This is a genomic window from Acinetobacter sp. 742879 (assembly GCF_000588535.1).
Lineage (GTDB): Bacteria > Pseudomonadota > Gammaproteobacteria > Pseudomonadales > Moraxellaceae > Acinetobacter > Acinetobacter pittii.
This window is the reverse complement of the sequence record NZ_JFYC01000007.1, coordinates 1-18,519: the sequence shown is the minus strand read 5'-3', so window position 1 is coordinate 18,519 and position 18,519 is coordinate 1. Positions and strand designations below refer to the sequence as shown.

Below are 18,519 nucleotides of genomic sequence, written 5' to 3'. Positions count from 1 at the left end.
ATAATATTTCTGGTGGGCTAATTTTCGGCTACCCCACCTATAGCAGGGTTAAAACAGGAGGCGGGGCTTGTTTAGAAATATGAGGGGACTTATAAGAATTGGACCAATAATATTGTTGTTTTGGCTCAGATGACTGTATTAACGGTGAAACAAGCTTTTCTTGTGCTTCTACAATCACAACATGAAAACATGAAGGTAAATGGTCATGATGATCAGACAAGGTTAAAGGAGCTTTATGAGTAGTTCCTACGATATCTGTCTTTTCCGTATGGCTATGCTGTAAAGCTTCATAGCTCAACGCTGCATGATGACCAAAATGATGTAATGCCTTCTCCTGATTTTCATGGGCGCAAAATGCTGCTGCCACATTCCATAAACTTTGGAATATAAGCAAACAGAATAAGACGGACATGAAAAGTGCAGAACGTGGCAACAGCACACCATTAAACTAAGAAGTTGAACAAAGCCACTATAGCAGGCTATCGGCATGTAATAAAATTACATCTATAAATAGCAATATAGAAGCGATCCTAATCTCGCCTGAGTAAAGATAAGAATAAATCATTAAGAATTTTTATCTTTACTCATAGGAAACTAATTATTAAGTAATTAGTTTCCTAAAAAATAAAAATTATTTACGCTTACAAGTTAAATGAGGATTCTTACTTTTTTCAGCTTTAGCTTTTGTTTCTTGCTGAGACTTAATATTCTTTTCGAGGAATATTAACCCTCCATCAGCATGAGCCAAACTTGTTGAAAGAAGTAAAACCATCAAAACTGATTTTTTATTTAGTTTAATAGACATAATAATCACCTGATCTAAATATTTCGAATTTATTTAAGGATTTAACCCAGAAATAAAATTAATTTTTCGCATGCCTTAGTTAATCAACTCAGAACAAAACTTCTGAGTCTCTAAGAAGCATGCGGATATACTTTCATTTCATTTTTAGAACCAACTAAACAATGAAGGGAGAACACCGTGTAGTCGCAACTCATCAAAAAGTTGGACTAACGCCGCAACCCAGATAAACCACACCACCTGCGTCAAAAAAATACGGAAATGCGTCGGCGAAACCTGATAGAACTCAGGCTCTTTAAAATTTTTGAAACTTGGTAAAAAGCGTGGAATTGTCTTTATATAATCTGAATATGCGGTTCCATATTTTTCACTCAGGAATGCTTCTTCTTGGCGTATAACAAAATGGTAGTAACAGAGAAAATAAAGCGTGAATAATATTGGGAAGATAAACGTCTCTGTAATCAACATGATCCCGACTCCCCCCAGATAACTAAACAGATAGAGTGGATTTCTACATAAAGAATAGGGACCGTCTGTCACCAACTTGGCATTCTTAAATCCAGAAATGTAAAGACTGCACCATATTCTTCCCATTACTCCGATGCCCACAAAAAACCATCCAAAGAACCATAAAATATGTTCTATAAATGCCGCCTGGAAATGCCATTTACTAAAACTGAAGGCGAGAATAATAGCTAAAACAATCCCAATCCCTCGGGAGCTCACAGTCCTAACACGGGGGGTAAATAAAATATTCATTTCCATAAACCTCCATCACTGTGAATCATCAGAGATGAGATAACAGATTCATTAAAATGATATTTTTGTTTTCCGGAAAAATTTGACAGAACCTTATATCCCGCCTTGTCATTAACATAAAGACGTGAATGTTTAAGCGAGTAATCTACATAGAAGATTGCTGCGCTTTGTTTGCACATATAATTAAGCATAAAATAACCCTTTGAAATAAATAAATTTCTGGTGGGTTATTTTTCGGCTACCCCACCTATAGCAGGGTTAAGACAGGAGGGGGATTTAAAGAGCCAAGATGCGGAGACTGATAAGAATTAGACCAGTAATAGATTTGTGAAAGCTCATGTACACGCACAAAAGGTTCTTGAGCTTGTTGTGCATTTTCAGTCATCACTACATGAAAACATGAAGGTAAATGATCGTGATGATCTTGCCAGCTTAATGGAGCATTATCAGAATTTTCTACAATACCAACATGTTCAGTCTGCATATGGTCTGAAGATTGATATACATTTAAATCTGCATGATGACCGAAATGTTGTAATGCCGCTCCCCTATTTTCATGCACGCAAAATGCCGCCGCCACATTCCATAAGCTTTGGAATATGAGCAAGCTAAACAAGACGGACATAAAAATTGTAGAACGTGGCAACCGTACACCGTGATAATTAGAAATTGCACAAAGTCACTATAGCAAGCGATACCAATGTAATAAAATTACAAAATAATTTTTGGTCAATTTATCGCTGTTTTAAAAAAGTTTTTTCTTTAGAAAAATTATTTTCCTATTTGAGTTCCTGCAATGTATAAACTATTTTCCACCCTAATCGTTATCGTCTGTTTAAATTTGAGTGCTTGTGCCACGACATTGCTTTCAGAAGCCCTTCCTAATGAAACCACAAGAATCGAGAAGATCATTTTAGCAAAAGATCAAATCATTGCTTTAGGGCAAGCTGTTCAAAACCAGCAAGAACAAGGGATCGTATTTGTAGGCCAAGATTTCAGCTATTTAATGACCGAGGGAAGCGCTGAGCTATCAAAACTTCTTCATGCAATCCCGGCAGACCAACGGAGTCTGACCAGTCCATCCCCACTAGTACTGACCATGGATGACCCCAATCATTTTCATGGAGAACTTCAATTCCTATATAAAACTCCTCTATTCTCTCTTTCTGAACAACAAAAAGAAAATTTAAAAAACCTAGGATTTAAAAATCATTTTGTTGTGATAGAAAATCAAAAAGATGTTTTATATCCTTACGCTTTTCTTAGCTTTAAAGGACAAATATATAAAGCTCCAGACATACAAAAAATTCAACAAACCCTTCCCATTCCTTATCCTATCGCCTTACAGCAAAAATATGAAATAACAAAGAAACATCCGTTTAAACGTGTAACTCGTATGGCACTTTATCCGTTAGCGATGGCATTTGATGTGGTCACGGTGGCCCCTTCTCTGATATGGGCAGACTTACGAGGTGACTTTACAAAATAGAAGTTCCTAGGCAAAACTAATTAACTAGCTCTTAAGCTGGTTTTGTTTAAAGAAATTTCTTTTGTTTGATATTTATAAATTTTCTCAAAAGTCTTTTGCGTTAAATAATAGCTATTTTTTAATTTTAAAAGCTCTAATTTCCCTTAAGAATGCCACTATTCTCATAGTAGTTTCACTTAGCGTAAAAACACGTGTAACTTTTATGTAAGCCAAAACTTCATTATTTTTCATCCAAATGCGCTATATCACATTTACAAAAAAAAACATAATATTTCAATATAAGGGACTAGCTTAAAAGTGTGAGTCAATTCAATTAAATTGAGGAACAAGGGAGACTATCATGAATATGAAATCAATCAAGTATAGGCTTAATCACTTGTTTGCTTTTGAAAACTTACCTTCTGATATGCATTCACAAGCAGTTGATGAAATTGAACAGGGTTTACGCTTTGAGGAACTAGCCGAGCAAGACCATGAACGTATGCAAAACTGGTTAGATGTAACTCCTAACGACCGAAATGCTATGTGGTGCTACCTACGAGCAGCTTTACGTGGTAGCTCTGACGCTTCTTTTAAGCTTGGTATCGGTTATCTAAATGGTCAATTTGGATTAGATAAAAATTATCGTGAAGCTGAAAAATGGCTACAAAAAGCAGCAAGTCAGGGACATCCCGATGCTGAACGCTGCTTACAAGAAGCGTTTAGCAAGCTCGCATTTTCTTAAAATAAAAAACCAGCCCTTAGGCTGGTTTTTTAAATTAACAGAGATTAGCCGCTAATTTTTTTGTATTTAGTACGTTTTTGAACAGCGTCTTCACCTAAACGTGACTGACGGTATGCTTCATATTCTGCATAGTTACCTGTGTAGAATTCTGGCTGTTCATTTTCGAATGACAAGATGTGTGTCGCGATACGGTCAAGGAACCAACGGTCATGCGATACCACCATTACCGTACCCGGGAATACAAGAATTGCATCCTCAAGCGCACGTAAAGTTTCAATATCCAAATCGTTTGATGGCTCATCCAGTAAGATAACGTTTGCACCTTGCTGTAAAATTTTCGCAAGTTGTAAACGGTTACGCTCACCACCAGACAATTCGCCTACGCGTTTTTGCTGATCTTGACCTTTGAAGTTAAAGCGGCCGATATAAGCACGTGAAGCAATTTCATAATCGCCCACTTTCAAGATATCTAAACCACCAGACACTTCTTCCCAAACAGTTTTGTTATTGTCTAGAGTGTCGCGAATCTGACCCACGTAAGCCACTTTAACTGACTCACCTAAAGTCACAGTACCTGTATCAGGTTGCTGTTCGCCAGTCATCATACGGAATAAAGTCGTTTTACCCGCGCCGTTTGGACCAACGATACCCACAATTGCTGTTGGAGGTACAGTAAACGATAAGTTTTCGTACAATACACGGCCGTCAAATGATTTGCTGATACCTTCCACTTCCACAACTTTATTACCCAAACGAGGGCCAGGTGGAATGTAGATTTCAGACGTTTCATTACGTTGCTGGAATTCTTTAGAGTTAAGCTCTTCAAAACGCTCCATACGTGCTTTGTTTTTCTTTTGCTGACCTTTCGCATTTGAACGAACCCATTCAAGTTCTTTTTTCAATGCTTTAGCAAAAGATTCTTCTTGTTTCTGCTCTTGTTCTAAACGAGCATTTTTTTGCTCTAACCAAGAAGAATAGTTACCTTGGTAAGGAATACCATGCCCACGGTCAAGCTCCAAGATCCACTCGGCAACGTTATCCAAGAAATAACGGTCATGCGTAATCGCAACAATTGTGCCAGGAAAATCTTTCAAGAAGCGCTCTAACCAAGATACCGATTCTGCATCTAAATGGTTCGTCGGTTCGTCAAGAAGCAACATGTCTGGCTTTGAAAGCAATAAACGGCAAAGTGCTACACGACGGCGTTCACCACCTGAAAGCTTAGTTACGTCTGCATCCCAAGCTGGAAGGTTCAAGGCATCTGCCGCGATTTCAAGCTGGTTATTTAAGTTATGTGCATCCCAAGCATGGATAATTGATTCTAATTTTTCCTGCTCTTTTGCAAGTGCATCAAAATCTGCATCCGGATCTGCATATTCTGCAAAAACCTGATCAAGGCGCTCTAATGCATCTAAAGCTTCACGCACGCCATCTTCAACGTTACCACGAACGTCTTTAGTCGGATCAAGAGGTGGCTCTTGCTCTAAATAGCCGATTTTAATTCCAGGTTGTGCACGAGCTTCACCAGAGAAATCTTTATCTACGCCAGCCATAATACGAAGCAAGGTAGATTTACCTGCACCGTTCAAACCGAGCACACCAATTTTGGCACCCGGGAAAAATGATAAAGAGATGTCTTTCAAGATTTCGCGCTTTGGCGGAACCATCTTAGACACTCGGTTCATCGTATAAATATATTGGGCCACGCAGGACTCCTCAATTGAAAAACCAATACATCGCATAAGCGATAAATAATCGCGCGTATTATACGCTGAAAACCTCTATGACTTGAAGTTATGATTTCCATCGTACGGATTTATCAAACAATTTTCTTTTTCAATAAGTTGCAAAATGTTTATGAATAAGATTTATACAGCGTTTCAGCGTATATTTTTCTATCTTTATTCCTAAAATTAGAAAACAAACCAGAATTTCTGCAATTTTCTATTTAACTTTTAAGCTAGACTCGCTCAATATTTAACTCACGAAGATGAAGTAATCATGACTTATAAAGATGAAACCTTAGCAATTCATGCTGGCTACTCACCCGAAGCAACAACAAAAGCGGTTGCGGTCCCTATTTATCAAACCACTTCATATGCATTTGATAATACACAGCACGGTGCTGACCTTTTCGATTTAAAAGTTCAGGGCAATATTTATACCCGTATTATGAACCCGACCACTGCTGTGCTTGAGCAACGTCTTGCTGCACTCGAAGGCGGAATTGGTGCTTTAGCCTTGGCTTCTGGAATGGCAGCGATTACGTATGCTGTCCAAACGATTACAGAAGCTGGAGACAACATTGCCTCCGTCTCAACTTTATATGGCGGAACTTATAATTTATTTGCCCACACCTTACCAAAACAAGGCATTGAAGTTCGCTTTTTTGATTATCAACAGCCTGAAAGCTTACGTAACTTAATTGATGATAAGACTAAACTTGTTTTTGTTGAATCAATTGGGAATCCACTCGGAAATATTATCGATTTAGAAGCAATTTCAAAAATTGCACATGAATATGGCGTACCTGTCATCGTCGATAATACGGTTGCCACCCCTGCCTTATTAAAACCATTTCAATATGGTGCCGATATCGTCATCCATTCGCTTACTAAATATATTGGTGGTCATGGCAATAGCATTGGTGGTGCAATTATCGATAGCGGTAAATTTCCTTGGGGTAAATATCCAGAGCGTTTTAAAGTTTTGAACACGCCAGACCCAAGTTATCATGGTGTGAATTATGTTGAGGCATTAGGCGAAGCTGCCTATATAGCACGAGCTCGAGTTGTACCATTGCGTAATACAGGCGCGGCAATTAGCCCGCTCAGTGTCTTCTTGATTTTACAAGGCCTCGAAACTCTAAATCTCCGCATGGAGCGTCATACTGAAAATGCGCAAAAAATTGCAGAGTATTTACAGACCCATCCAAAAGTAAAATGGGTGAATTACGCAGGTTTAAAAGATCATCCGCAGCACCAGCTTGCTCAAAAATATGTAAAAGGTAAACCTTCTGCAATTTTATCTTTCGGTGTACAAGATGGGCGTGAAGGAGGTACTCGCTTCATTGATTCACTTCAGCTATTTACTCGTCTTGTAAACATTGGTGATGCGAAAAGTTTGGCTTGCCACCCTGCAACTACGACTCACCGCCAGCTCAATGAACAAGAGCTTAAATCTGCTGGTGTAAGTGAAGATATGGTTCGTCTTTCCATTGGAATTGAGCATATTGATGACTTAATTGCCGATTTAGAACAAGCACTTTCAGCTGTATAACTTTTAAACTATTTATCAAGCCTCTGGAAATAGAGGCTTTTTTCATTTTTCTGTTCACTATATAACTAAAATAATTAATGGATTAAGATACTATTTTAGAGTTTTTACTCTAAATAAATTGTTAAATTTCATATATTTACGGACTAGACAATTTTTAAACATCTATTAAGATAAAGACAATATTTATGAGTTCATTTGGATGAACCTACGGTTGTAAAAAATAAAAATTACATACCGGAATAAATAGTCCCTGCCCCTACTTAGGTAAAATGCTGTGAATAAAAAATTAGAAGCTCTGTTCCAGGAAAAGGTACAAGATAAAGTCATTTTAGTGACAGGCGCCTCGAGTGGAATCGGATTAACGATTTCAAACAAACTTGCTGATGCTGGTGCCCATGTTTTACTGGTTGCCCGTACTCAAGAAACTTTGGAAGAAGTAAAAGCAGATATCGAAAAACGTGGCGGTAAGGCATCAATTTTCCCATGTGATCTCAACGATATGGAAATGATTGACCAAGTTTCTAAAGAAATTTTAGCAACTGTGGATCACATTGATATTTTAATTAATAACGCAGGTCGCTCTATTCGCCGTGCTGTACATGAATCTTATGATCGTTTTCATGACTTTGAACGCACGATGCAATTAAATTATTTTGGCGCGGTTCGCCTAGTTCTCAATATCTTGCCGCATATGATTCAGCGTAAAGACGGACAAATCATTAATATTAGCTCGATTGGTGTTTTAGCAAACGCTACTCGCTTCTCTGCATATGTCGCGTCTAAAGCAGCGCTTGATGCATTTAGCCGCTGTCTATCGGCCGAAGTTCATGCACACAAAATCGCAATTACTTCAATTTATATGCCATTGGTTCGTACCCCAATGATTGCACCAACTAAAATTTATAAATATGTTCCAACCCTTTCACCTGAGCAGGCTGCTGACTTAATTGCTTATGCAATTGTGAAACGCCCGAAACGTATGGCAACTAACTTAGGTCGCTTAGCTTCAATGACTTATTCTGTAGCGCCAGGCATCAATAATATGTTCATGTCGATTGGTTTCCGTTTATTCCCAAGTTCAGATGCAGCGAAGGGACAAAAAACTGAGAAATTAAACTGGGCACAAAAAGCTTATGCACGCATTTTCCCAGGTGAACACTGGTAATTTTGAGTTAATCGCATAAACAAATAAAAAGCGCCTTAACTAAGGCGCTTTTTTTAACTAAAGGACTGATCAATCAAGAAACTGAACATGCCCTGTTTTTACATCGTAAATTGCACCCACAACTACGATCTCACCTCGATCAACCATATCTTTAAGCACGCTGCTGTTATTAATAATGTACTGGATGTTGTAATGAACATTCATTGCTGTGACTTGACTTATAAAAGCATTACCTAATTCACGTGGCTGCATAATGTCATATACGCTATCAACCGAATGCATTAATGGCCCAAGCACATATTGAATGTGTGGCATTTCCTTCACATCAGACACTTGCTTTTGCTCTAAACGCAATTGACATGCACTTGTTACTGCACCGCAATCGGTATGTCCTAAAACAACGATGACTTTAGAACCTTTAGCCTGACAAGCAAACTCAAGTGAACCCAATACTTTTTGCCCAGCAATATTACCTGCAATTCGTAAGCTAAACAGATCACCAATACCGACATCAAAAATCATTTCGGTAGGGGCACGTGAGTCCATACACCCAAGGACTGCTGCAATCGGATGTTGCCCTTCATCTGCAGTCACACGAATTTGTCGGTAAATATCTCGTTGTAGACGTTCATTTTTTACAAAACGTTCGTTCCCTTCTTTAAGTAGGTTAACGACCTGTTGTGGACTCAGCTTTTGTTGTAAATCATGCGTACTAATATCAATATCAAGTACCGCATCATCAACATCTTGATAGTGCTGTTTGAACCCGACCAATTTAAGGTTTACCTGACGTTTAATAGCCGTTTCACTTTGATAATCTTGAATAACTTGATAGATATCAGGATCAATCGAATCACACTGAGTTGCATCAATAATGAGTTGCTGATGTTTATGTACATGTTCCAATGCCGAAATAAGCGCAGAACGATTAAGGAAGGTCACTTGTGATGGGAGTTCAATACGCGTGACTACGCCATGCAAACGCTTCTCTCTATAAACACGAATACCTTTATTAAAATTGCCATAGAGAATAAAAGCACTACTGGTGAACAGACCAATTAAAATTCCCATTAAAAGATCTGTCAGCAAAATTGCAACTAAGGTAATAATAAAAGGTAAAAACTGTTTCCAACCTTTTTGATAAAGCTGTTTGAATAGTTTTGGATGGGTAAGCTTAAAGCCTGTCACAATAAGGATCGCAGCCAATGCAGACAGAGGAATCATGTTCATTAATGGCACGAAGAACAAAACCGCTAACAGCAACAATACCCCATGAATAATGGTAGAGCACTTACTACGCGCGCCTGTATTCGCATTCACCGAACTACGAACAATCACTGAGGTGACGGGCATGCCACCTATTAAGCCCGAAACGATATTCCCTGTACCTTGTGCCCAAAGTTCACGGTTCGGCGGAGAAGAACGTTTTTGAGGATCGATTTTATCTGCTGCCTCTAAATTCAATAACGTTTCTAAAGATGCAACGACAGCCAGAGTAATTGCCCCTGTGTAAATCATAGGCTCAGCTAAATAGCTAAAATCAGGGAAAATTAATACTTTTTCAGGTGCCTGTAATATATTCGGCAATTGAATAAGATTATCAATTTGTACTGCCCATGAAGAGCCCATACTCACTAAAATAAAATTTAAAACTGCTGCGAGCACAACCGCAATCAAAGCCGAAGGTAAAGCTAGTTTTTTAAGCGGACTGCTATCCCACGCTAAAATTAAAAATAAACTGAGTAAACCAATAAGTGCCGCTCCTCCATCAAAACGTTGAAGGAATGCATCTGGTGTTGAAGTCCAAACCTGTTTCCATGAAAAATCAGAAAGTCCAAACAGATAAGGTAATTGTGTGGCAATCAGGATGACACCAATAGCGGCTAATAACCCTAAAATGACATTATTTGGAATAAAGTTCGCAAAAAAACCTAACTTAAATAATCCAAATAGAATTTGTAGAACACCGGCAAAAATAATACATAATAAAAAGGCGGCATAATTGCCGCCCAATTGTTCTAATTGCACAAGGATGACAGCAGTCAGCCCTGCCGCTGGGCCTGCAACGCTAATGTGAGAACCACTCAGTAAACCCACAATAATGCCGCCTACAATACCTGCAATAATACCAGAGATGATGGGAGCACCTGAGGCTAAAGCGATACCCAAGCATAGTGGTAATGCCACGAGGAATACGACAACTCCGGATAAGAGGTCTTTTAAATGAAATCTATTTTTCAGGTTTAAAACCGACATAAAACAACCATTTATAATAAAAAGAAATAAGCAAAGTTGTACTATTACAGCCTGAAAGTGAGTAAATGCTTCAAGGCTGGGTTGATGATGTCGAACAACTGAATATCATTAAAGTTTAGTTATGCTATAACGTTGTGTATTTAATTGTGTATTTAACAACGATTTGTTGATCTTAAGATTCACCTCATCTTTACGACTGTTTTTTTCTTATTTTGCTTTTATATAGTTATTAAAAACATAATATTTAACCCATAAAAAAGCCTCCAATTGGAGGCCTTTTTATCAACTAAAGACTCTTATTTAGAACCTTTAATTCCTGCTTGTAATAACAATGCACCTAAACCACCGATCTTTTGTTCTTGTGGTTTCTCTTGCTTGCTACGCTGAGGGCGTTCAGCTTGATCTTTACGCGGTTGAGGACGTTTACCTTGAGGCTTACGTTCAAAACGCTGTTCTGTATTTTGTTCACGGCGTGGTGGACGCTGTGCTTTTACAGGTGCAGAACCTTCAGCACGCATACTTAAGTTCACGCGGTTACGTTCAACATCAACCTGCATAACACGCACTTGTACGATCTGACCTGGTTTTACAACTTTATGCGGGTCAGAAACAAACTCATTCGCTAATTCCGAAATATGAACTAAACCATCCTGATGCACGCCAATATCAACAAAGGCGCCAAAGTTTGTGACATTAGTAATCACACCTTCAAGTTGCATACCTTCAGTTAATTGACCAACTTCAGTGATATCTTCGCGGAATTTAGCAGTACGGAACTCTGGACGCGGGTCACGACCCGGTTTTTCAAGTTCAGCTAATACGTCTTGAACTGTTGGCAAACCAAATTTGTCATCAACAAATTCATCAGCTTTTACTTGGCGAATGATTTCGGTATTACCAATGATGTCTTTAACAGTTGTCGCTTTTGCTGCAACAATTTTCTCAACAAGACCATAACTTTCAGGGTGAACAGCAGAAGCATCTAAAGGTTCAGAACCATTTTGAATGCGTAAGAAACCAGCAGCTTGTTCAAAAGTACGCTCACCTAAACGTGGTACGCTTTTCAAAGCTTGACGGTTATCAAAACGACCATGCTCTTTGCGATATTCAACAATTTGCTGAGCAATGGCTTTATTCAAACCTGCAATATAAGCCAAGATTGCTGGCGATGCCGTATTTACATCAACACCAACAGCATTCACACAGTCTTCAACTACCGCATCAAGTGTTTTAGCCAAACCAGTTTGATTTACGTCGTGTTGATATTGACCTACACCAATTGATTTCGGATCAATCTTAACAAGTTCAGCAAGTGGATCTTGTAAACGGCGAGCAATCGACACTGCACCACGAATTGAAACATCAAGCTCTGGAAGTTCTGCCGCAGCAAGCTCACTTGCAGAGTAAACAGATGCACCCGCTTCACTTACAGTCACACGTGTTAATTTAAGGTCTGTATTAGCAGCCATCATTTCAGCCACTACAGCTTCTGTTTCACGGCTAGCTGTACCATTACCAATAGCAATAAGCTCTACATTATATTCACGGCATAGACGTGCAAGTTCAGTAATAGAACCTTCTTTATCTTCTTTAGGTGCGAATGGGTAAATCGTGCTATGGGCAAGTACATCACCTGCATCGCTTACTACCGCAAGTTTCACACCAGTACGAATACCAGGGTCAACACCTAAAGTAGTACGACCACCCGCTGGTGCTGATAATAATAAATGACGAAGATTTTCAGCAAATACTTGCATTGCTTCTGCTTCGGCAGTAAGTCGTTTCTCTGTTAGCAATGAATGCTCGATTTGAGGACGAACTTTACCTAACCAGAATAATTTTGCAGTTTGTTTTAAGAAATCTTGACGTGCTTGAGGTTGAATTTGCTCAAGGTTGTATTCAGTTTCAATACGCGCTAATGGCGCATCATCTTCACCATCAACTTTTAAACCTAATACATTTTCTTGACGACCACGCAACATCGCCAATAAACGGTGTGAAGGTAATTTGTTTAAACCTTCAGAAAATTCAAAGTAATCACGGAATTTTTTACCGACTTCTTTCTTTTCTTCAGAAGCAACAGTACTTTTTAAAACCGCAGTTTTTGCAAAAGTTGCTTTTAATTCTGTAGTAAGCGCAATATTTTGTGCCCAGTCATCAATCAGAATATGCTGGATCGCATCTAACTGACTTTCAACATCTGGATAGTCTTCATGACTAAACCCAGCCAATGCTTCTGTCGGGTCAACTTGTTCTGCAATAATTTTTTCAGCAATTGGTCCTAAACCTGCTTCTTTTGCTTTAAAAGACTTACTTGTACGCTTAGGACGATACGGTGCATAAATTTCTTCTAAAGCATTTTTTGTTTCGGCTGCATTCACCCGCGCCAACAAGTCATCATTCAATTTATTCTGTTCTTGCAAAGACTGAATGACCTTTTCACGGCGCTCATATAAATCACGTAAATACGCTAAACGAGTATCTAATTGGCGTAACTGCGTATCATCTAAACCTTGTGTTACTTCTTTACGGTAACGGGCAATGAATGGAACACTGGCACCTTCGTCAATTAAGCGGATGGCAGCTTCTACTTGGTTTGGACGTACGGCAAGCTCACTTGCCAACTGCTGAACTAAGTCAGTCATCGTGTTTGATCCCACAAGGATAAAGTTTAAAAGCACTGATTATAAAGACCAAGCCCATAAAATCCACACTTGTTTGCGTATTCAAAACGTTTTTTTGTATTGACTCTGAATATTTATACTTTTTACGACTACTAGAGCACATAAAAACAGTGATTTAAGTATGAAAAATTTGAGAGCGAACCCTCCCTTTTAATCTTTAAAAAATATAAACGTATGACTTGTGTCATGAACGTGACAAAAAATTAATATAATTTATGAGAAATTGATCATATTGATACATAGCCCAAAAGACAAAAATATTAAGGTTGAGCACTACTTTATTCTTCTAATTTGTTATTTACTCAGTTTTTTTATCTTATTCAGCAATCAAAAGCCTATTATATTTATTTCAAATAACTGATTTGAAACAATTAGTTATTACTATTGAGTTATTAGAAATTTATTGAAAATTTAACTATTTGTTGTTTTAGATCTATCTTTGCTAAATTATGGGCTTAAGATGTTGTTTTTTGGTTTCAAACCACCTTGAAAATTGTAATTTTGAGCAAATTGATACATAGTCTAAACAAGAACATCGGCATTATACTGAGGGCTTGTTGGCAATAAGCCTATCCGACCCAATAATATATAAATTATGACTTTAAAAGGGAGTACATCATGAGTTTAGTTGTACCTGCTGAACATCCTGAAACCGTACACAACGAAACGGATCGTGTCGAACGTATTTTAGTGGTCGATGACGATGTGCGTTTACGTACCCTCTTGCAACGTTTTTTGGAAGATAAAGGCTTTGTTGTAAAAACTGCCCATGATGCTTCACAAATGGATCGTTTATTACAACGTGAGTTATTTTCACTTATCGTACTCGACTTTATGTTACCGGTTGAAGATGGTTTAAGTATTTGCCGTCGTTTGCGCCAATCAAATATTGATACGCCAATCATCATGTTAACAGCACGCGGTAGCGATTCAGACCGTATTGCAGGTCTTGAAGCTGGTGCAGATGACTACTTGCCAAAACCATTTAACCCAAATGAACTTTTAGCACGTATCCGTGCAGTATTACGTCGCCAAGTTCGTGAAGTTCCGGGCGCACCAAGCCAACAAGTTGAAGTTGTAAGCTTTGGTCCATGGTCTCTAGACTTGTCTACTCGTACGCTGACACGTGAAGGACAAATCGTTACCTTAACAACTGGTGAATTTGCAGTATTAAAAGCATTGGTACAACACCCACGTGAACCATTAACGCGCGATAAACTGATGAACTTAGCGCGTGGCCGTGAATGGGGTGCAATGGAACGTTCAATTGACGTTCAAGTTTCTCGTTTACGTCGTTTAATTGAAGATAACCCTGCACGTGCACGTTACATCCAAACTGTATGGGGTGTAGGCTATGTATTCGTTCCAGATGGTGCTGAATAAGCTTGAGATAAAATAGAGTGAGTTTAGAACCAATCGCCCCACAGAACTTTACCGATTACGTTGCCTATTCAGAACGTAAACGGACTCGATGGGAACGTTTTCTCGACAAAATAAAGCCACGTTCTGCTGCCATGCGTACCACTATTTTGGTACTGCTGGTGGTGTTCTTTAGCTTATTTATGTCGTTATGGTTCTTTTGGCGCACTCTTTATTTACCTGAAATTCAACAGCACGCCCGTTATCTTGCGGTTGAGCTTGAGCTCGTCAATAATCCTGATATACGAATTTTTCATCGTGAAAATGAAGTAGATATTGATGCGTGGTTGCGTAATCGAGTCGGTATTGAATACGTTACCAATCCCAAAGAATATCCAAGTGTCCGAGAAAAGGTCATTGCCGAGTTTTTTACCAATCATGTCGAAAAAAAGCTGGCAAATGAGATTGGGACTAAAGACGTTACCGTTTACTTTCAGTTTAAACCGAGCCCACGCATTTGGATTCAAACTCCTGAAATGCATGGGAACTGGGTTCGTGAGCCTTTAAAAACCTATGCCAACTACAGTCCTGAACTTTTAGTGGGTTGGGTCGTGGGTGTTCCATTACTGTCGGCTATCATTATTTTAATTTTGGTTCGACAGATGAACCGCCCTCTGCGTCGTTTGCAGAATGCTGCCAATGAATACAGTAAATCCGGAACAGCGCCGTATCTTGATACCAACCACGGTCCATTAGAAATTCGTCAAGTAAACCAAGCCTTTAATCGCATGGTCTACACACTCGATCAGACTGAGCGCGAACGACGTATTATGTTGGCGGGGATTTCACATGATTTGCGCACCCCTCTTACACGCATACGTTTAACAGCAGAGATGCTGCCTGATGAGTTTTTGCGTGAAGGTTTGGTTTATGACGTAGATGATATGGATGCAATTCTTAATCAGTTCATTTCGTATATGCGCGATGGTTCAGATGAGGAATTGAAAGACACCAATATCAACATGCTTTTGCAAGAACTTGTTGTGCAATTTAAACCTCTCGATATTCAATTCGAGATGCAGGATGTACCTATTATTCCAGCACGTAGTCTTTCTTTAAAAAGATTGATTGCCAACTTGATTAATAATGCAAAACGCTATGGTGCTGAACCGATAGAACTCAGCGCAAAAGTTGAAAATGAATGTATTTTAATTACCGTTGCTGATCATGGTGAAGGCATTCCTGCAGATCAAATTGAAGAGTTAATGCAACCTTTTGTTCGCGGAGACTCAGCAAGAACTATTCAAGGTAGTGGTCTTGGGCTGGCTATTGTTAAACGTATTGTCGATATTCATCATGGTGAGATTCAAATTCATAATCGTGAACAAGGTGGTTTAGAAGTTATTATTTCTTTACCAATCCCTAAACCGAGTACCGAAGAAAATACCACGACGAATCCTTTGGAAAAAATAAAACAAACTTTGAGTGAGCGCTTTTAATTTAATCAGTTGGTTATTAAAAGGCTCATTTTAAAGACAAATAAAAGCAATAAAAATCAATCAAATAAAAACCATAAATATAATTTATACCACCATTTATTTACAAAATTAGACCTTAGCCTAACACCTATGCACTTTTCAATTTTTCATAGCTAAAATCCCGTATGTTTTGACAATATTGAGGATGTCCAATGTCTTTAAGTCGTATTCGCCTAGCTTCTCTTCATGACAAGGTCATCAGTGCTGAACAAGCTGCGCAATTCATCGAAAATGGAATGACCGTTGGTATGAGTGGTTTTACTCGTGCCGGTGAAGCTAAAGCTGTTCCACAAGCACTTGTAGAGCATGCAAAGAAAAATCCGTTAAAAATCACGTTAATTACGGGTGCTAGCTTAGGTAATGACTTAGACAAACAACTCACGGAAGCAGGTGTTTTATCTCGTCGTATGCCATTTCAGGTAGACAACACTTTACGTCGTGCGATTAACAACGGCGAAGTTATGTTTATTGATCAACATTTATCAGAAACTGTTGAGCAAATGCGTAACCAGCAACTTAAACGTCCAGACGTTGCGGTGATTGAAGCAATCGCGATTACTGAAGATGGCGGTATTATTCCAACAACTTCTGTAGGTAACTCTGCAAGCTTTGCTATTTTTGCCGAAAAAATTATTGTTGAAATCAACACCTCTCTAAGCGAAAGCTTTGAAGGTTTGCACGACATCTATATTCCGACTTACCGTCCAACACGTACTCCAATTCCATTAACAAAAGTGGATGAGCGTATTGGTACAACAGCAATCCAAATTGATCCTGCAAAAATTGTAGGTATTGTATTTAACGATACACATGACTCACCATCAACAGTAACTCCTCCAGATGATGAGACTCAAGGCATTGCAAACCACTTAATTGCTTTCTTTAATAAAGAAGTTGCAGAAGGTCGTTTACCGAAAAACCTTGGTCCATTACAAGCAGGAATTGGTTCTATTGCCAACGCTGTATTAACAGGTTTAAAAGATTCTGATTTTGAAGACCTCATCATGTACTCAGAAGTACTACAAGACTGTACTTTTGAACTCATTGATGCAGGCAAAATGAAATTTGCTTCTGGTAGCTCAATTACCCTTTCTGCAAAATGTGGTGAAAAAGTTTTTGGCAATATCGAAGCTTACAAAGACAAATTAGTGCTTCGTCCACAAGAAATTTCTAACCATCCTGAATTGGTTCGTCGTTTAGGGATTATCGGCATTAACACTGCGCTTGAGTTTGATATTTACGGTAACGTGAACTCAACTCACGTGTGTGGTACTAAAATGATGAACGGTATTGGTGGTTCAGGTGACTTCGCTCGTAACGCTCACTTGGCGATCTTTGTAACCAAATCAATTGCTAAAGGCGGCGATATCTCTTCTATCGTACCAATGGTAAGCCACGTTGATCACAGTGAACACGACGTTGATATTTTAGTGACAGAGCAAGGTTTAGCAGACTTACGCGGTTTAGCGCCTCGTGAACGCGCTCGCGCTATTATTGATAATTGTGTACACCCACTTTATCGTGATGCATTAAATGACTACTTTGACCGTGCATGTACGAAAGGTGGACATACTCCTCACTTACTTCGTGAAGCATTGTCTTGGCATGCAAACTTCGAAGAAACAGGTCAAATGCTTCAAGCAGCACCAGTTGCAAAATCAGCTTAAATCACTGGTTTAATTCAAGCACTCCTTCGGGGGTGCTTTTTTATTTGTTTAAATTATTAATAAAAAACTGCTCAAGCCCGAATTTTTATTTTATCTTTTCAGCACATCAAAACAAAAAGTAGAAATCCATATGTTTATTATTCGTCAATTTACAAATGCAGATCTGGATGATGTCGTTATTTTATGGGAAAGCTGTGGTCTAACCCGTCCTTGGAATAATCCTGAAACCGATATTTTCAGGAAAGTCTCGCAACAGGATGATTTGTTTTTGGTTGCTATTAAAGATGAGCAACTGATTGGCACGCTTATGGGCGGCTACGACGGCCATAGAGGCTGGATTAACTATTTGGCTGTTCACCCCCACCAACAACGCTTAGGAATCGCTACAGCGCTTGTTCAGCAGCTTGAGAAGCGACTGATTGCTCGCGGCTGCCCAAAACTTCAATTATTAGTCCGTAAAGACAATTTGAATGTGTTGAACTTTTACGAACAGCTTGGCTATGACGAGATAGAAGCAGTGTGCTTAGGAAAACGACTTATTCGTGATAGTTCTCACGATTAGAGACAAGTTTTCAGTTGAGCCATTTTTAGAAAGTTAAGGCAATATTGGGGATAACTCTTTGCTTGTGGATAAAATGAGATTTATACACAGGTAAGGTCTTAATATTTTTATTAAATAAACAGGCATGAAAAAAGCCCCATACATTATATATGGGGCTTTTTCGAATATGGTGGCGAGACCCAGGATCGAACTGGGGACACACGGATTTTCAATCCGTTGCTCTACCTACTGAGCT

Annotated in this window: 17 protein-coding genes; 9 read left to right on the top strand and 8 right to left on the bottom strand. The window is 38.8% G+C overall.

The genetic code is table 11. From position 1 onward, the window contains the following. Window positions 1–37 precede the first annotated feature (37 nt). The 5 genes from J690_RS14290 to J690_RS0104485 all read right to left on the bottom strand — a co-directional run bounded on the left by J690_RS14290 (window position 38) and on the right by J690_RS0104485 (window position 2,207). A complete protein-coding gene (locus tag J690_RS14290; protein WP_032036595.1) occupies window positions 38–433 on the bottom strand; it encodes a cation efflux protein, CzcI-like in 396 nt (131 codons plus the stop codon). 198 nt (window positions 434–631) lie between these two features. Continuing rightward, a complete protein-coding gene (locus J690_RS23870) occupies window positions 632–805 on the bottom strand; it encodes a hypothetical protein (RefSeq protein ID WP_199977048.1) in 174 nt (57 codons plus the stop codon). A gap of 144 nt (window positions 806–949) precedes the next feature. Beyond that, on the bottom strand, window positions 950–1,567 hold the full coding sequence (locus J690_RS14285; RefSeq protein ID WP_081405181.1) for a methyltransferase family protein: 618 nt from the start codon (window positions 1,565–1,567) through the stop codon (window positions 950–952). Beyond that, window positions 1,558–1,752 (bottom strand): hypothetical protein, encoded by a 195-nt coding sequence (locus tag J690_RS0104490; protein ID WP_031946965.1) that lies wholly within the window; start codon window positions 1,750–1,752, stop codon window positions 1,558–1,560. Before J690_RS0104490 ends, J690_RS14285 begins: the two co-directional genes overlap by 10 nt. Before the next feature lie 56 nt (window positions 1,753–1,808). Then, entirely contained in the window at window positions 1,809–2,207 is a 399-nt protein-coding gene (locus tag J690_RS0104485; RefSeq protein ID WP_032036591.1) for a cation efflux protein, CzcI-like, read from the bottom strand. Between the two features lie 150 nt (window positions 2,208–2,357). On the opposite strand from J690_RS0104485, the gene J690_RS14280 reads away from it, so the two are divergent. Next, window positions 2,358–3,050 carry a YidX family protein gene (locus J690_RS14280; RefSeq protein WP_032036590.1) on the top strand — a complete coding sequence of 231 codons (693 nt, stop codon included), beginning with the start codon at window positions 2,358–2,360 and terminating at the stop codon, window positions 3,048–3,050. 340 nt (window positions 3,051–3,390) lie between these two features. Next, a complete protein-coding gene (locus tag J690_RS14275; RefSeq protein ID WP_002116715.1) occupies window positions 3,391–3,774 on the top strand; it encodes a tetratricopeptide repeat protein in 384 nt (127 codons plus the stop codon). Window positions 3,775–3,818: 44 nt separating this feature from the next. On the opposite strand, the gene ettA is transcribed toward J690_RS14275, so the two are convergent. Further along, window positions 3,819–5,480 (bottom strand): energy-dependent translational throttle protein EttA, encoded by a 1,662-nt coding sequence (ettA, locus tag J690_RS14270; RefSeq protein ID WP_005067029.1) that lies wholly within the window; start codon window positions 5,478–5,480, stop codon window positions 3,819–3,821. Window positions 5,481–5,775: 295 nt separating this feature from the next. Between ettA and J690_RS14265 the strand changes: the two genes are divergently transcribed. Both J690_RS14265 and J690_RS14260 read left to right on the top strand, forming a co-directional pair. Continuing rightward, window positions 5,776–7,053, top strand: coding sequence for an O-acetylhomoserine aminocarboxypropyltransferase/cysteine synthase family protein (locus tag J690_RS14265; protein ID WP_005078509.1), 1,278 nt, complete (start codon window positions 5,776–5,778; stop codon window positions 7,051–7,053). A 274-nt stretch (window positions 7,054–7,327) separates the two neighbouring features. Continuing rightward, the gene (locus tag J690_RS14260; RefSeq protein ID WP_002116932.1) at window positions 7,328–8,218 is read left to right on the top strand and encodes an SDR family NAD(P)-dependent oxidoreductase; all 891 of its coding nucleotides are present in this window, start codon (window positions 7,328–7,330) and stop codon (window positions 8,216–8,218) included. A 69-nt stretch (window positions 8,219–8,287) separates the two neighbouring features. On the opposite strand, the gene J690_RS14255 is transcribed toward J690_RS14260, so the two are convergent. Both J690_RS14255 and J690_RS14250 read right to left on the bottom strand, forming a co-directional pair. Further along, entirely contained in the window at window positions 8,288–10,474 is a 2,187-nt protein-coding gene (locus J690_RS14255; RefSeq protein WP_005067022.1) for a SulP family inorganic anion transporter, read from the bottom strand. Between the two features lie 296 nt (window positions 10,475–10,770). Next, on the bottom strand, window positions 10,771–13,119 hold the full coding sequence (locus J690_RS14250; protein WP_032036587.1) for a Tex family protein: 2,349 nt from the start codon (window positions 13,117–13,119) through the stop codon (window positions 10,771–10,773). Between the two features lie 657 nt (window positions 13,120–13,776). Here J690_RS14250 and ompR point away from each other — a divergent pair. From ompR to J690_RS14230, 5 genes are all read left to right on the top strand, one after another. Further along, window positions 13,777–14,541 carry an osmolarity response regulator transcription factor OmpR gene (gene ompR, locus J690_RS14245; protein WP_000060753.1) on the top strand — a complete coding sequence of 255 codons (765 nt, stop codon included), beginning with the start codon at window positions 13,777–13,779 and terminating at the stop codon, window positions 14,539–14,541. A 17-nt stretch (window positions 14,542–14,558) separates the two neighbouring features. Further along, window positions 14,559–16,016 (top strand): ATP-binding protein, encoded by a 1,458-nt coding sequence (locus J690_RS14240; protein WP_032036586.1) that lies wholly within the window; start codon window positions 14,559–14,561, stop codon window positions 16,014–16,016. Between the two features lie 27 nt (window positions 16,017–16,043). Beyond that, window positions 16,044–16,172 carry a hypothetical protein gene (locus J690_RS23865; protein WP_081405186.1) on the top strand — a complete coding sequence of 43 codons (129 nt, stop codon included), beginning with the start codon at window positions 16,044–16,046 and terminating at the stop codon, window positions 16,170–16,172. A 35-nt stretch (window positions 16,173–16,207) separates the two neighbouring features. After that, window positions 16,208–17,722 carry an acetyl-CoA hydrolase/transferase family protein gene (locus tag J690_RS14235; protein ID WP_032036584.1) on the top strand — a complete coding sequence of 505 codons (1,515 nt, stop codon included), beginning with the start codon at window positions 16,208–16,210 and terminating at the stop codon, window positions 17,720–17,722. Window positions 17,723–17,852: 130 nt separating this feature from the next. Further along, window positions 17,853–18,284 (top strand): GNAT family acetyltransferase, encoded by a 432-nt coding sequence (locus J690_RS14230; protein WP_032036583.1) that lies wholly within the window; start codon window positions 17,853–17,855, stop codon window positions 18,282–18,284. Window positions 18,285–18,519: the final 235 nt, after the last annotated feature.

What these genes read in the sequence shown, in the direction of transcription:
- J690_RS14285 (WP_081405181.1), bottom strand. Translation starts at nt 1,567, where the DNA reads ATGGAAATGAATATTTTATTTACCCCCCGTGTTAGGACTGTGAGCTCC.
- J690_RS0104490 (WP_031946965.1), bottom strand. Translation starts at nt 1,752, where the DNA reads ATGCTTAATTATATGTGCAAACAAAGCGCAGCAATCTTCTATGTAGAT.
- J690_RS14230 (WP_032036583.1), top strand. Translation starts at nt 17,853, where the DNA reads ATGTTTATTATTCGTCAATTTACAAATGCAGATCTGGATGATGTCGTT.
- J690_RS14235 (WP_032036584.1), top strand. Translation starts at nt 16,208, where the DNA reads ATGTCTTTAAGTCGTATTCGCCTAGCTTCTCTTCATGACAAGGTCATC.
- J690_RS14280 (WP_032036590.1), top strand. Translation starts at nt 2,358, where the DNA reads ATGTATAAACTATTTTCCACCCTAATCGTTATCGTCTGTTTAAATTTG.
- J690_RS14275 (WP_002116715.1), top strand. Translation starts at nt 3,391, where the DNA reads ATGAATATGAAATCAATCAAGTATAGGCTTAATCACTTGTTTGCTTTT.
- J690_RS14265 (WP_005078509.1), top strand. Translation starts at nt 5,776, where the DNA reads ATGACTTATAAAGATGAAACCTTAGCAATTCATGCTGGCTACTCACCC.
- J690_RS14250 (WP_032036587.1), bottom strand. Translation starts at nt 13,119, where the DNA reads ATGACTGACTTAGTTCAGCAGTTGGCAAGTGAGCTTGCCGTACGTCCA.
- J690_RS23870 (WP_199977048.1), bottom strand. Translation starts at nt 805, where the DNA reads ATGTCTATTAAACTAAATAAAAAATCAGTTTTGATGGTTTTACTTCTT.
- J690_RS14255 (WP_005067022.1), bottom strand. Translation starts at nt 10,474, where the DNA reads ATGTCGGTTTTAAACCTGAAAAATAGATTTCATTTAAAAGACCTCTTA.
- ompR (WP_000060753.1), top strand. Translation starts at nt 13,777, where the DNA reads ATGAGTTTAGTTGTACCTGCTGAACATCCTGAAACCGTACACAACGAA.